The sequence below is a fragment of the Stenotrophomonas sp. GW821-FHT01H02A genome (assembly GCF_059422145.1).
Genome location: NZ_JBWKWI010000010.1, coordinates 1 through 14,838 on the forward strand (window position 1 = coordinate 1; position 14,838 = coordinate 14,838).

The 14,838-nt window shown below is 65.3% G+C and carries 11 protein-coding genes and 1 riboswitch; of the genes, 8 read left to right on the forward strand and 3 right to left on the reverse strand.

The window, feature by feature from the left end; translation table 11 throughout:
• Positions 1–73: 73 nt before the first annotated feature.
• Complete coding sequence (locus tag AC07WC_RS14830) at positions 74–1,642, reverse strand: BCCT family transporter (RefSeq protein ID WP_495210682.1); 1,569 nt, start codon at positions 1,640–1,642, stop codon at positions 74–76.
• A 232-nt stretch (positions 1,643–1,874) separates the two neighbouring features.
• Positions 1,875–1,976: riboswitch (TPP riboswitch) on the forward strand.
• Between the two features lie 140 nt (positions 1,977–2,116).
• Here AC07WC_RS14830 and thiC point away from each other — a divergent pair.
• From thiC to AC07WC_RS14860, 6 genes are all read left to right on the forward strand, one after another.
• On the forward strand, positions 2,117–3,994 hold the full coding sequence (gene thiC / locus AC07WC_RS14835) for a phosphomethylpyrimidine synthase ThiC (protein ID WP_495210683.1): 1,878 nt from the start codon (positions 2,117–2,119) through the stop codon (positions 3,992–3,994).
• 93 nt (positions 3,995–4,087) lie between these two features.
• Positions 4,088–4,765 carry an ion channel gene (locus AC07WC_RS14840; RefSeq protein ID WP_495210684.1) on the forward strand — a complete coding sequence of 226 codons (678 nt, stop codon included), beginning with the start codon at positions 4,088–4,090 and terminating at the stop codon, positions 4,763–4,765.
• Positions 4,766–5,015: 250 nt separating this feature from the next.
• The gene (locus AC07WC_RS14845) at positions 5,016–7,349 is read left to right on the forward strand and encodes a winged helix-turn-helix domain-containing protein (RefSeq protein WP_495210685.1); all 2,334 of its coding nucleotides are present in this window, start codon (positions 5,016–5,018) and stop codon (positions 7,347–7,349) included.
• A gap of 114 nt (positions 7,350–7,463) precedes the next feature.
• Positions 7,464–8,345: a helix-turn-helix transcriptional regulator gene (locus AC07WC_RS14850; RefSeq protein ID WP_421099033.1), complete on the forward strand. Its 882-nt coding sequence runs from the start codon at positions 7,464–7,466 to the stop codon at positions 8,343–8,345.
• 68 nt (positions 8,346–8,413) lie between these two features.
• Positions 8,414–11,266, forward strand: coding sequence for a TonB-dependent receptor plug domain-containing protein (locus tag AC07WC_RS14855; RefSeq protein WP_495210686.1), 2,853 nt, complete (start codon positions 8,414–8,416; stop codon positions 11,264–11,266).
• A 179-nt stretch (positions 11,267–11,445) separates the two neighbouring features.
• Entirely contained in the window at positions 11,446–11,646 is a 201-nt protein-coding gene (locus tag AC07WC_RS14860) for a hypothetical protein (RefSeq protein ID WP_495210687.1), read from the forward strand.
• Between the two features lie 62 nt (positions 11,647–11,708).
• Here the strand turns inward: AC07WC_RS14860 and AC07WC_RS14865 are convergent, their stop codons facing one another.
• Together AC07WC_RS14865 and ppa are read right to left on the reverse strand one after the other, a co-directional pair.
• Positions 11,709–12,827: an HDOD domain-containing protein gene (locus AC07WC_RS14865; RefSeq protein ID WP_495210688.1), complete on the reverse strand. Its 1,119-nt coding sequence runs from the start codon at positions 12,825–12,827 to the stop codon at positions 11,709–11,711.
• A gap of 153 nt (positions 12,828–12,980) precedes the next feature.
• Positions 12,981–13,517, reverse strand: a complete 537-nt coding sequence (ppa, locus tag AC07WC_RS14870) for an inorganic diphosphatase (RefSeq protein ID WP_019183821.1) — start codon at positions 13,515–13,517, stop codon at positions 12,981–12,983.
• 228 nt (positions 13,518–13,745) lie between these two features.
• On the opposite strand from ppa, the gene AC07WC_RS14875 reads away from it, so the two are divergent.
• Complete coding sequence (locus AC07WC_RS14875; protein WP_495210689.1) at positions 13,746–14,240, forward strand: hypothetical protein; 495 nt, start codon at positions 13,746–13,748, stop codon at positions 14,238–14,240.
• Positions 14,241–14,274: 34 nt separating this feature from the next.
• Positions 14,275–14,751 carry a hypothetical protein gene (locus AC07WC_RS14880; RefSeq protein ID WP_495210690.1) on the forward strand — a complete coding sequence of 159 codons (477 nt, stop codon included), beginning with the start codon at positions 14,275–14,277 and terminating at the stop codon, positions 14,749–14,751.
• The last annotated feature ends 87 nt before the right edge of the window (positions 14,752–14,838 follow it).

Genomic DNA, 14,838 nt, shown 5'->3' on the forward strand with positions numbered 1-14,838 from the left:
CGTGTCCCGCCAACCCACCCGCCCCGGCCCGCCCACCGATAGCCCGGAAGGCGGGACGCTCCAAGCGTTTAGCTCAAGGCGCTCGAGCCGCCTCATCGCGCGTCTCTTCCTGCGCCGCGATCTCCCGCTCGATCCACTCATCCATCAACCGCCGCGCACGCTGCGCACGGCGCCGCTGCAGCGCATGCTCCATGTCCAGCACCCGGTACAACGACCACATCACCGCCAACATCAACAGCGCAAACGGCAACGCCGCGATCGTGATCATCCCCTGCAGCGCAGTGAGCCCACCGGCCAGCAACAGCACGCCCGCGATCAGCGCGATCGCCACGCCCCACACCATCCGGCGCGCCAGCGGCGGATCGCCGGATTCCTCGGTCGACATCGTCGCCAGCACCAGTACCGCCGAATCGGCCGAGGTCACGAAGAAGATCATCAACAGCACCAGCGCGATCACCGACAACACCGTCGGCATCGGCAGGCTGTCGAACATCGTGAACAACACCGTCTCGTACCCATTGCCCAATGCCTGGGCCAGGTCCACGTGGCCGAAGATCTGCGACCACAGCGCAGTGCCGCCGAACACCGAGAACCACAGGAAGCCGAGCACGCTCGGCGCGATCACCACGCCCAGCACGAACTCGCGGATGCTGCGCCCGCGCGAGACCCGCGCGATGAACGAGCCCACGAAGGGCGCCCACGCAATCCACCAGGCCCAGTAGAAGATCGTCCAGTCGGCCACCCAGGTGCTGCCCGAGAACGGCGACATGCGCAGGCTCATCGTCACCAGGGAATTGAGGTACGAACCGATGGTCGTGGTGAACGTATCGAAGATGAAGCCGGTCGGCCCCAGCACCAGGATCAGCGCGAGCAGCAGGGCGGCCAGGCCAAGGTTGAAGTTCGACAGCCACTTGATGCCGCGGTGCACGCCACTGGTGGTGGAGGCCATGTACAGCACGAAGGCCACCGCGATGATGGTCAGCTGCACCGGCACCGAGGCACGCAGGCCGAACACCCGCTCAAGACCGGCGGCGATCTGGATCGTGCCGAAGCCCAGCGTGGTGGCGACGCCGATGGCCGTGGCCACCACCGCGGCCACGTTGACGATCGTGCCCATCCAGCCACGATGGTGCGCGCCGATCAGCGGCTGCAGCAGGTCACTGATCAGTCCGCGGCCATTGCGGTTGAACTGGAACCACGCCATCGCCAGGCCGATCAGGGCATAGATCGCCCAGGGATGCAGGCCCCAGTGGAAGAACGCATACCGCATCGATGCGCGTGCCGCCTCCATGCTCTGCGGCGCCAAGCCCTCCGGAGGCTTCACGAAGTGCGAGATCGGTTCGGCCGCGCCCCAGAACACCAGGCCGATGCCCATGCCGGCGGCGAACAGCATCGACATCCAACTGGCGTTGGAAAAATCCGGTTCGGCATCTTCGCCGCCGATGCGCAGCGAGCCGAAGCGGCCGAAGGCCAGATACATCAGGAATGACAGGGTGATGAACACCACCAGCAGGTACAACCAGCCGGTGCTGCGGATGATGGTGGACAGGCCGCTCTGGACCACGTCGTTGAAGGGGCCCGGCGCGAGGCCGGCGATCAGCACCAGCAGTGCGACCAGTGCAATGGAAATGCGGAACACCATGCAGGCGTGTCTCCGATCAGTAGGGGCGAGCCGAGGCTGCAATCTCCAGCGGCACAGCGGCAGCGACTGGGGCGGAACAAGCCGGTCGAGGCCGGTCAGCGCTTCACCCCCCTGACCGCACCGCATACCGCGCTGCAGCATGGTAGTGCATCGGGCGTCGGTGCTTTGTTCACACGCTAGGCGATCCACATCCGCCCGGTGCGCCCGGCTGCATCGCTTTGTGCTCTAATTCGCCCCGAAGCGGGGGTACCGCGGCCCAGTGGCCAAGGTTGAGACAGTCCCTTCGAACCTGATCCGGTTGATACCGGCGTAGGGAAGCTTCGCATCTGCAGATGCATTGCGTGCAGGGTCCCCATGCCCGTCAACCGCCCGTGATCCGTCCGTCGAGCGCCGCCGTTTCGTCCCTCCCATGCGAATCCCTCGCATAGCACCGCACAGTCCCTGTGCGTGGATTGAACCTAGGACGATGCCTCGATGAACGCACAGCCCTCCGCCCTGCAGCAACAGGCCCAGCAACTCTCCAGTTCCGTCACCCGGCCGATTCCCGGCTCGCACAAGATCCACGTGCAGGGCTCGCGCAGCGACCTGCAGGTGCCGATGCGCGAGATCACGCTGACCCGCACGCCCACCCTGTTCGGGGGCGAGGAGAATGCGCCGGTCACCGTTTACGACACGTCCGGTCCATATACCGATCCCGCTGTCGCCATCGATCTGTCGCGCGGTCTTCCCGCACTGCGTGCGGCCTGGGTGGCCGAACGCGGCGACACCGAAGTGCTGGATGGCCTGAGCTCGGCTTTCGGCCGTTCGCGCGAAACCGATGCGCGGCTTGATGCCGTGCGTTTCCCGGCGCGGCTGCAGCCGCGGCGCGCGTTGGCCGGTGCCAACGTCACCCAGATGCATTACGCGCGCCGCGGCATCATCACCCCCGAGATGGAGTTCGTGGCGATCCGCGAGAACCAGCGCCTGGAGGCCATCCGTGACGCCACATTGCTCAGGCAGCATCCCGGCGAATCGTTCGGCGCCTCGATCCCGACGGTCATCACGCCCGAGTTCGTCCGCGACGAGATCGCGCGCGGGCGTGCGGTGCTGCCCAACAACATCAATCACCCGGAAAGCGAGCCGATGATCATCGGCCGCAACTTCCTCACCAAGATCAACGCCAACATCGGCAACAGCGCGGTGTCATCGGGCATCGCCGAAGAAGTGGAAAAACTGGTGTGGGCGATCCGCTGGGGCGGCGATACCGTGATGGACCTGTCCACCGGCAAGCACATCCACGAAACCCGTGAGTGGATCGTGCGCAACTCGCCGGTGGCGATCGGCACCGTGCCGATCTACCAGGCACTGGAGAAAGTCGATGGCCGTGCCGAGGCGCTGACCTGGGAGATCTTCCGCGACACCCTGATCGAGCAGGCCGAGCAGGGCGTGGACTACTTCACCATCCATGCCGGGGTGTTGCTGCGCTACGTGCCGCTGACCGCCAAGCGCGTGACCGGCATCGTCTCGCGCGGTGGCTCGATCATGGCCAAGTGGTGCCTGGCGCACCACAAGGAGAACTTCCTCTACACGCACTTCGAGGACATCTGCGAGATCATGAAGGCGTACGACGTCACCTTCTCGCTGGGCGATGGCCTGCGCCCGGGGTGCATCGCCGATGCCAACGATGCCGCGCAGTTCGGTGAGCTGGAAACGCTGGGCGAGTTGACCAGGATCGCGTGGAAACACGATGTGCAGACCATGATCGAAGGCCCCGGCCACGTGCCGATGCAGCTGATCAAGGAGAACATGGACAAACAGCTGCGCGAGTGCGGTGAAGCACCGTTCTATACGCTGGGCCCGCTCACCACCGATATCGCGCCGGGTTACGACCACATCACCAGCGCGATCGGTGCGGCCATGATCGGCTGGTACGGCACCGCGATGCTCTGCTATGTCACCCCGAAGGAGCACCTGGGGCTGCCCAACCGCCAGGACGTGCGCGACGGCATCATGGCCTACCGCATCGCCGCGCACGCCTCGGACCTGGCCAAGGGCCACCCCGGTGCGCAGGTACGCGACAACGCCCTGAGCAAGGCGCGCTTCGAGTTCCGCTGGGAGGACCAGTTCCACCTGGGGCTGGATCCGGAGAAGGCCAAGGAGTTCCACGACGAGACCCTCCCCAAGGACGCGCACAAGCTGGCGCACTTCTGCTCGATGTGCGGGCCGCACTTCTGTTCGATGAAGATCACCCAGGACGTGCGTGACTACGCGGCCGGGCAGGGCATGGAGGCGCACCAGGCGCTGGAGGCCGGCATGGCCGAGAAGGCGGTGCAGTTCCGTGAGCTCGGCGCCGAGGTCTATCGCCAGGAGTGACGTGCCGGCCGGGGCGGTACGCGCTGCCCCGGCCATCATCCAGTGCGCGCATGATTCCGGCTAAGCTCGGCGCGACCAGGCAGGGGGAAGATGATGGCGATAGCACGCAGCACCAAATGGCTGGCCATCGCGCGCCGGCATCCCTCGGCGTGGTTGCTGGCCGTGCAGCTGCTCGGCGTGCTGCTGTACCCGGCGATGGACGAGGCCGGTGCCAGCCGCGCGCTGTTCGGCGCGTTCGGGATCGCCGTGCTCGGCCTGGCGTTGTGGGTGGTGCGGCGCAGTCCGCTCGGGATGTGGGTGGCGTTGCTGCTGGCGATCCCCTCGGTGGTGTTCTCCGTCTCAGGGGCCCTGTTGGAGCGCCCCGCCCTGGTCACTACCGCGCAGCTGCTGGAGTGCCTGCTGTACTTCTATACGGCCGGCAGCCTGATCGCTTACATGCTGCAGGACCACAAGGTCACCCGCGACGAACTGTTCGCGGCGGGGGCCACCTTCACCTTGCTGGCCTGGGCGTTCGCCTTTGCGTTCGCGGTCTGCCAGCAGTGGTACCCGGGCAGTTTCGTGGCGACCAGCGAGAGCGAACTGCGGACGTGGATGGAGTTGCTTTATCTGAGCTTCAGCTTGCTGTCCGGCGTCGGACTGAGCGATGTGGTGCCCATCCATGCGCAGGCACGCGCCCTGGTGATGCTGGAGCAGTTCGCAGGCGTGATGTACGTAGCGCTCGTGGTCTCGCGGCTGGTGGGGCTCACGATGATTCGTCGTATACAAAACTGAATCCCACATAAAAAATTCGCGCCCGAAGGCGCGAATGCTGAATCTATTTATGTGAGTTCGTCGGCGAGAGAGAGCCTGATGTTGGCCACACGCACAGGTGCGGTTAACCCACATAGGCTAGTATTCGCGCGCTTCAGTGTTTTTGCGCTTTGCGCTGATGCCTTGTGCGGAATCTGGCGGTTCGTTCGGTCGTTGTCGATTGTGATGAATGCTGCGTTCCAGTAGTCCTGCATTCACTCGTGTCACCGGAATGATCATCAACGACAGTGAGCGACCGTCAGCCGATGTAGTTCGAATCGGCGATTGCACCGTCATTCTTTCCTCGCGGGAAGTGATGGTGGTGGGCGTGCGTCGTCCGCGTCGGCTCACGCCGAAGGCGCTGGGCGTGCTCAAGGCACTGATGCGTTCCCCGGGCGCAGTGGTCACGCGTGATGAGCTGTTCGCCGAGGTGTGGCCCGATACGCTGCCCACCAACGATGTCCTGACCCAGGCCGTCACCCAGCTGCGTAAGGCCTTCGCCACCGACGAAGAGGCTGGTACCGCCTATATCGAAACCATTGCCAAGACCGGTTATCGCCTGCTGGTCCCGGTCAGTGTGGTCGAGGAGGTGCGCGGCCTGGCGGCGCTGGATGGCATACCCCCCGACCCGGTGGACGATGCCACAGTGTTGCCGCCGGTGACGCCGCCCCCGCGCAAACGCGTGGACAGTCCGCTGCGGCGGCAGTGGCGCCGCACCCGGCGCTACATCCTGCTGGCCATCGGCGTGGCGATGTTGATCGCCCTGCTGGTCATGGCCGCCTTGCTGATCCAGCGCGAACAGCCTGCCTCGGCACTGGACGCGGCGGTCGAAGACGGCACGCGGGTGATCGGCAGCCCGCAACGCCCGTATCGGTTGATCACCGCGACGGCCGGGTTCGAGACGTATCCCACGCTGTCGCCGGATGGCTCGCAGGTCGCCTACGAGGCCGACGTTCCTTCCCGCAAGGGCAGCGTCATCAAAGTGCAGACGTCCGGCAACGCACCCGCACGCGTGCTGATGGAGACGCCCGCCACGTATTCGGACCGGTTCCCGAACTGGTCACCCAACGGGCGGGACATCGCGTTCGCCCGGTTTGGCCCGGACGGCAGCTGCGAAGTCATCATCGCCAGCGCCACCGGCGGGGCGCTCCGGCATGTCACCCGCTGCGATGGGACCGAGCTGCTCAGTTTCGACTGGACGCCGGACGGTCGTGGCCTGCTGTTCGGCTCCCTGTCCGGCAAGTATGCGCACCGCGGCATCCGTACCCTGACCATCGCCAGCGGCAGCTGGACCGCGCTGGATTACGAGATCGATCCGGACAGTTTCGAGTACGCACCGCGTTATTCGCCCGATGGGCGCTGGATCGTGTTCGTGCGCAACCCGCAGGTCGGTGATCTGTGGCGCATCCCGGCCGAGGGGGGCAAGCCCGAACAGCTGACCAACGATTCGGCCGAGATCCGCGGCTGGGCCTGGCGCAGCGACAGTCGCCACATCGTGTTTGGCCGCCGCGTGGACAGCGAAGCGCGGCTGTATGAACTGGATACCCGCACGCGCACGCTGCGCGACCTCGGGCTCGACGATGCCCAGTCCCCCGCGTTGTCGCGCAGCAACAACATGCTGGCCTTCATGCACCGTCGTGCCCAGTTCGGCCTGTTCAAGGTACCGATCGGTCCCAACGGTCCCGGTGCTCCCGAGCGGCTGTTCGCCTCGGGCGGGCGCGATGCCCAGCCGGTGATCGCGCCGGACGGCCGCCAACTGGTTTTCAGCTCCAATCGTTCCGGCAGCTATGCGCTGTGGTGGGCCGACCTGCAGCGTCCTGAATCGCTGCGGCCGATCGAAGGCCTGCGCCCGGAAACCCGCCAGATTCCAGACTGGTCGCACGACGGTCGCCATCTGCTGGTACTCGGGCGGGATGAGCATGCCAATCCGGCGATCTTCGAAGTGTCGCCGCGGGACGAACAGACGGTGCGCCTGACAGTGCCGGTGGCGCAGCCGCTGCAGGCCCTGTACGGGCAGCAGCCGGAACACCTGCTGGTGGTCGAGCGGGACCCGGATGAGCGCATGCGGTTGTCGCTGTTCGATCGCAGTGTCTCGCCCTGGCGCCTGCTGGGCAGCATCGATGGCGTATCCCAGGCCCGGTATGACGTGGCCGGCCAGCGTGTGCTGTTCACCCGCTTGTCGGCCAGTGGCCTGTGGTCGGCCGATGCCATGCTCACCCCGCAGAGCGTCCGCCAGGTGCGGGGCGATCAGCCGTCGCGGTGGCGCTACCGCGCATGGGCCGTGTCCGGCGACGGGCAGATCGATTACCTGGCCAATCGTGCCGACTGCGCGACGGTGTTCGCCCGCCTCAGTGCCAGGTCCGCTGACAACACCTACTGTCTCGATGCCGATCGCCTGGGTACCGGCAATGGATTCAGCGCAAGTCCGGACGGACGTGCCGTGTATGTAGCGCTGGCGGTGGCCGATGGGTCCGACATCGGCCTCATGAGCCTGCCCCAACCGACCGCCCCGTTCTTCCCGGCCTTCTCCAACCTGCTGTTTATGAAGGGAAAAGATCCTTCGTAAGTTCTTCGTGAGGTTCTCGTGGCGAATTCGGATCAATCTCGCCCAGACGTCCTGAGAGCAGTGACCTGATTTGGCAAAACTGCACGCCAGCAAAGGCAAACACACGGTGCAGTCATGCGTCAGCTCTCCCTGGCCGATCGCGGTCAATCTCTTTCCCTGGACAAGGCCATCGACGACGGTGCGCTGCCCAACTGCCTGGGCGTTGCCCGGCTCGGCAGCCTGCAGACCGCCGGCACCACGTTCACGGTCTGGATGCAGGTGCGTGGCAGTGCCTGGGTGGAATCCAAGGAGGGCAAGTTCCGTCTGCGCCAGCGTGAGTGGATCGCCTTCGAGAAAGATTCCAAGCCGATGGTCCAGGCCGGGCGCGATGGGCTGTGCATCGGCTTGAGCCTGTCGCCGGATGCGCTGCGCGCGCTTGGCGAACTGGCCGACTGCAACCTGTATGCCGGCCGCGGCACGATGACGCGCGGCGAGATGCGGGTTGCGATGCGCCTGTGGCGCGATGCGCTGACCAGCGACCGGCCGATGCAGGGCCTGCGTCCGGCGCTGCTGCATCTGGCTGCCCTGCAGCAGGGCATGGCCACCGGCGTACAGCGTTGCCCGGGCCGTTCGCGCAGCCGCAAGCGCCAGGTGTTCGGTCGCATGCAGCGCGCGCGTCTCTATCTGGAAGGCAACAGCCACCGCGTGGTGCGCATCGGTGAGCTGGCCGAGCTCACCAACTTCTCCAGCTGGTATCTGTCCAAGACGTTCCAGAGCCTGTATGCAGAGAGTCCGCAGTCGCTCTCCGCGCGGCTGCGGCTGGAGCGCGCGGCCGATCTGCTGCGTGATACCGACATGATGGTGGGCGAGGTGGCGGCTGCCAGCGGGTTTGACAACTGCTGCAGCTTCGCGCGGGCGTTTCGGGCCCGTTTCGGGTTGTCTGCGTCACGCTACCGTGAGGCGGGTGCGAACCTGTCGCCAGAATCGGCAAAGTCTTCGGTTGCATCACGCAAATAATTAACTGCAACGCAATCGTAACTTTCCGAGGCGGTTTAACACGCTACTAACGTACCTCGGAGAGATAAATGAATTTTCGTACTCCTGCAGTGCGGCTGGGCCTTCTGCCCGCCGGCATTGCGCTTGCGCTGACGCCGACCTTCGCCTCGGCGCAGGAAGCTGCTGCCGGCACCACTGACCTGGATCGCATCTCGGTCACCGGCTCGCGCATCCGCGGCGCCAACATGGAGACCCAGCAGCCGATCCTGACGATGACGCGTGAAGCCCTGGAAAAGCAGGGTTTCTCGAACGTCGCAGACGTGCTGAACAACCTGACCTCGGCCGGCTCGCCGGCCATCTCGCGTTCGGAGTCGCTGGCATCGGGCGAGAACGTGGGCGGCTACTACGTCGACATCCGTAACCTGGGCGCCCAGCGCACCCTGGTGCTGATGAACGGCAAGCGCCTCGGCGCATCCACCTCCGGCCTGCAGGATCTGAGCCAGATCCCGATGTCGGCCGTCGAGCGCATCGAGATCCTGAAGGACGGCGCGTCCTCGATCTACGGTTCGGACGCCATCGCCGGCGTGGTCAACGTGATCACCCGCAAGAACATCGACGGCGGCGAAGCCAGCGTCCGCGTTGGCCAGTACGGCAACGGCGACGGTGACGAGCAGCAGTACTCGATGACCCTGGGTGCCAAGGGCGAGCGCGGCAGCCTGACCCTGTCGGCTGAATACTCCAAGCAGGATCCGGTGTGGGCCAAGGACCGCTGGTACAGCCGTGACGGCTCGCTGGGTCCGAACTCGACCAGCGACGACTGGAGCCCGATCAGCCAGAACGGCAGCTGGTGCAACCCGACCCTGAACGACTGCACCAAGGGCACTGCCGTGTGGCAGACCCTGAACCCGGGCGGCGACCCGAAGAACGCAGCCGATTACCACGAGCTGACCGCCGACGAATTCGCCAACGCCAATGAGCAGATGACCCTGCTGACCGGCGTCAAGCGCAAGTCGGTGTACATCAACGGCACCTACGACTTCACCGACTCCATCAGCCTGAACACCGACCTGCTCTACAACGAGCGTCAGACGTTCCAGCAGATTGCCGGCTACCCGTACCAGTCCGCTGCATCGAACATCAACACCCCGCTGTCCGGTTCCAGCGCGTTCAACCCGCTGAGCCAGGACGTCAGCTTCCGCCGTCGCCTGTGGGAAGTGCCGCGTACCACCGACAGCCAGCTGAAGACCCTGCGCTTCGCACCGACCGTCAGCGGCTTCTTCGAGCTGGCCGGCAAGACCTTCGACTGGGACGTCGGCGCCCTGTGGAACCGCAATGAGTCGATCAAGACCCAGCGCGGCGACATGAGCCTGATCGCTTCGCAGCAGGCCCTCGGCCCGTCGTTCATCGACGCCGGTGGCGTTGCCCGTTGCGGCACCGCCGCCAACCCGATCCTGGGCGATTGCCGTCCGTGGAACCCGCTGCTGCCGTACGGCGTCTCGGGCCAGGGTTCGCTGGCTGACCAGGAACTGCAGGACTTCCTGTTCCCGACCTTCACCACCCGCGGCGTGACCAAGACCACCAGCTTCACCGCCAACCTGGCCGGTTCCATCGTGACCCTGCCGGCCGGTGACCTGGGCTTCGCCATGGGCGTTGAACACCGCAAGGAAGAAGGCAACTACGTGCCGGACGCCTTCGCGCAGTCGGGCCGTTCCACCGGCCTGGGCCAGAAGCCGACCCAGGGTGAGTACGATCTGAACGAGGTCTACCTCGAACTGAACGTGCCGATCCTGGCCGACATGGCGTTCGCCAAGGAACTGACCTTCAACGTTGCCAGCCGTTATTCGGACTACAGCAACTTCGGTGGCACCACCAACAGCAAGTTCGGCCTGACCTGGCGTCCGATGGACGAGCTGCTGGTCCGCGGCACCTATGCCGAGGGCTTCCGCGCCCCGACCATCAGCGACCTGTACGGTGGCCTGAGCTCGAGCTTCGAGTCGTACATCGATCCGTGCGGCGTCACCGCACCGGGCAGCGTTGCCGGCAACGGCCCGTGCTCGGCCGCAGGCGTTCCGGCCGACTACGTGCAGATCGGCCAGGGCAACAAGGTCTGCTCGACCCTGCCGTGCCAGTCGGGTGACCAGTTCATCTCCGGCGCCAACCCGAACCTGAAGCCGGAAACCTCCAAGAGCAAGACCGTCGGTCTGGTCTGGAGCCCGCGTTGGGTGCAGGGCCTGGACCTCTCGCTGGATTGGTACCGCTACGAGATCAACGACATGATCATCGAGGACAGCGTCGACCGCATCCTCCGTGATTGCTACGTGCTGGGTAACTCGGCCCGTTGCGAAGGCGTTGTCCGCGCTGCGGATGGCCACGTCAGCGCGCTGACCTACGGCACCGCCAACCTCGGCAAGATGGTCACCGAAGGTTACGACCTGGGCGTCAAGTACCGCCTGCCGGAACTGGCCATCGGCCAGTTCAGCATCGATTGGCAGACCAGCTACCTGTCCAAGTACGACGAAGCCGGTGAAAACAGCAACGGCGACCCGATCATGATCGGCATGGTTGGCCAGTCGGGCGACACCACGCTGTTCCGCGTGCGTTCGAACCTGGGCGTCAACTGGGCGATGGGTGACTTCGGTGTCAACTACACCGCGCGTTACTACTCGGGCCTGAGCGAGTCGTGCATCTCGATCGGCTGCACCGATCCGGATCGCTTCGCCAACGGTGAAGCCGCTCCGCTGCGCAAGACCGGCTCCAACACCTTCCATGACCTGCAGGTCAGCTGGCAGGCACCGTGGGACGCCACCATCGCAGTGGGCGCCAACAACGTGTTCGACCACAAGGGTCCGCTGATGTACTCGGCACCGAACTCGAGCTTCGCCTACTACGGCGGCTTCGATATCGGTCGCTTCCTGTACATGAAGTACACCCAGCGCTTCTGATCCATCGAAGCAGTGGCGTAAAAAAAGGAGGGCGGACCGCAAGGTCCGCCCTCTTTCCGTTTAGGGGTAAGGGAATTCTGAGTTTGCGCCGATGGTGATCGGCATCACGTTCTACCCGGATTCCGGGTTGATGCCGTCAATCAGTCCAATGACGGACGATGTGAGAGAACGATATGAAAATGACGTTCGCCCAGAAGCTCTCTGCGGTTCTCCTCGGCACCCTGGCCGTTGCCGGTAGTGCGTCGGCCGGCCTGATCATCTGCAAAGGCGGCAGGTACTGCGAACAACTGCGCATCGAATGCATCAACGCAGGCGAGCTGCCTGCCGCCTGCGAAGTGATGTGGCGCAACTGCGTGCTGGACGCCTGTCCGCAACGCTGAAACGACGATGGCGCGTCATCATGACGCGCCATCTGCGGAGTGGTTCCCCTGGCCGGTCGAGCTCAGGCGTCGCTGGCGACCAGTCCCATCAGCGCATTGGCATGCTCGCGCCACTGCGGCAGCTTGTTGAGCACGCCGGCACGCTGCAGATACTCCTCGTCGACCGGATCGCCATTGATCAGCGCCAGCGCCACGTGGACCGCACCGGTCACCCAGAAGCTGCGCGTATTGGACTTCTGTGGCTGCAGGTGGAAGGCCACGGCTTCGATGATCGGCATCGGCAGGCCCCACAGGCCCAGCAGATAGGCACCTGCCTCGGCATGGCCGGGGCGATCGTCGCCGGCATCCTCCGGCGTGCGCTCGTTGCGCACGCCCGGCAGCAGCAGGCCGATATCGGCCAGCAGGGCAGCGGTGGCGCCCAGTTCGGCGCTGGAGTCGGGCAGCAGCTTGGCGGCCAGGCGTGACGCCAACAGCGCGCGCTGCTGCAGCGAGTTGCGCTCGGCGCCGGACAGCGGCTGTGCGGAGAACACTTCGCTGGCCAGGACCAGGTCGCGCAGGGTCGACAGCCCCAGCCGGGTCACGGCGGTGCGCAGGTCGGAAATGATCCGGCCATTGTTGAAGAACGCCGAATTGGACAGTTGCAGCACCTTGGCCGCGATGGCCGGGTCGGCAGCGACCAGCTTGGCCACATCGGCGGTGTTGGTGTCGTCGTCGTGTTCCAGCGCCTGGGTGAGCGTCAGGTACAGATGCGGCGGCGAGGGCAGCTTCTCGATCCGGCCGATGGCGCTGCGCAGGCGCGCGCTGTCGAGCAGTTCGCGCAACTCTTCCAGGCTGGTCAGGGCTTCCAGCAGCACCTCCGGGGCCAGCGGCATCGGCAGGAAGCGGTGGGCAACGCCGATCAGGCGCGCCGGCGGCGGACGGTTGCCGTGTTCGGCATCCACCAGCGCGATGCGGATGGTTTCAGGACGCAGTGTGCGGATCTGGCCGAGCAGCGTGGTGGCGTTGAGATCGGGCAACTGCGGGCACACGATCACGGCATCCACCGGCGAGCCGGCGACGATGCCCATGGCGCTCTGGCCATCGATGGCGGTCAGTGGTTGCCACTCTTCCCCAAGATCGGCAATGAATTCCAACAGCTCAGCCGACAGGCTGGCTTCGTCCCCAACAAGCAGAATGCGCACGACACGGTCCCCTGGCTGACCACGGTGAAACGCACCGTGGACGGTGTGAAGAGACGCAATGTACCCAATCCGGCACGAATAGTGATGTGCCGCATTGAAAAAACGTGATGCACATCGCTCCGGCAGCGGATGCCGGAGCGGTGCAGGTCAGTCTCAGGCGATGTTGCCGAGGTAGCGCTGGTGGGCTTCGACCAGGATCTTCTTGGCTTCGGCGGCGCCGCCCCAGCCATCGAGCTTGACCCACTTGCCCTTTTCCAGGTCCTTGTAATGCTCGAAGAAGTGGCCGATGCGCTCCAGCCAGTGGCTGGACACCTGCTCGATGTCTTCGACGTGGGCATAGCCACTGAACACCTTGGAGATCGGCACCGCCAGGATCTTCTCGTCGCTGCCGGCCTCATCGCTCATCTTGAGCACGCCGACCGGACGGCAACGCACCACCGAGCCGGGAACCAGCGGCAGCGGCAGCACCACCAGCACGTCGGCCGGATCGCCGTCGCCGCACAGGGTGCTCGGCACGTAGCCGTAGTTGCACGGGTAGCGCATCGGGGTGGACAGGATGCGGTCGACGAAGATCGCGCCGGTTTCCTTGTCCACTTCGTACTTCACCGGCTCGGAATCCTTCGGGATCTCGATGATGACGTTGATTTCTTCCGGCGGGTTCTTGCCCGGCGAAACGAGTTCCAGACCCATGAGTGTGCTCCAGCTGAGAGGGGGTAGGGCGCAAAGTCCGCCATTTTATGCCTTTGCCGCCCAACGTGCAGCGGCCGCGTCGCCGGCCGGCCCATCCTCCGGCCGGGAACGCTGGGCAAACCACCACGGCACGGCACCACTCATCCTGACCCCATCCCGGGCAGACCCCCGATGGTTGTGCCTGGCCGGGCGGTCGACCATGGCCATGAACCCGCTTGGAGCCTGGTGATGACCCTGATGAATCGAATGACCTGCCTGTCGATGGCCCTTTCCTTGTCCACGCTGGCCGTGGTCGGCGAGACCCGCGCCCAGACCGGTCCCTATGTGGATCTGGTCGACTTCCCCTACACCGAGGCCAACTGGGATCGCTTCTACACGCTGCAGGATCACCTGATCCGGGAGTTCCACACGTTGTGCGGCGCCAGCTACTGCCAGGGCGCGTACGCCAACCACATCCTGCTGCAGGTCCGGTGTTCCGTGGAGGCGGCCAGCGGAAACGTCGAGGCCTGCGCGCTGGTGATCGGGGCCGGCAATCTCGAGGTGGACGGAACCACCGGCAGCGTGGTCCCGGACAGCCGTACCTGGGCCTGCGAGGCGCCGCTGGGACCGCAGACCCACGTGGAGGCCCTGCATGCCGCGCTCGAGCGACGTGACGCGTTGGTCCTGCCGCTGCCGGGCTCCAATCACTCCATCCACGACGCGCTGTTTGATTGCCTCAACTGAGTACGCCTCTTCCAACACCCTACAGGAGACACCCATGAAACCGATCTACTCGAGCGTTCTGGTGATGCTGGCGGCCTGCAGCGTCCCACTGGATGGCCGCGCCGCAGCGACGTTCGTCGATGCGCGGACCTACCCGACCCAGGCCGCCGGCTGGGAGCGCTTCCTGGCAGTGGAAGCGCGCCTGGTCCGTGGCTTCGATGACATCTGCGGCGATACCTTCTGCGAAGGCGATTATCACAACCTGCAGGCGTTGCGTTTCCGCTGCTCGGTCGAGGCGGCCAGCGGCCGGGTGGAGGAGTGCGTGTGGACCTTCACCGGCAGCATTGCGCAGGTGGATCCCGCTCAGGGCCACATCGTGGTCGATGCCCGGACCTGGGCCTGCGGCGCACCGCTGGCCCCCGGCACGCCGCTGCCTGTCTTGCTGCAGACCCTGGAGCAGGGTGAGGCGCTGCACGCCTGGTTGCCCGGTACTTCCACCAGCCTCTACGACGGGCTGATGGGCTGCCTGTAGGGCAACCGCAGCCCGTCAGGCAAACGTGACTGATTCTCATTTGCGGAGTAGCATGCCGCGCCTTACGGGTTGCCGCGTCCCTGCGGT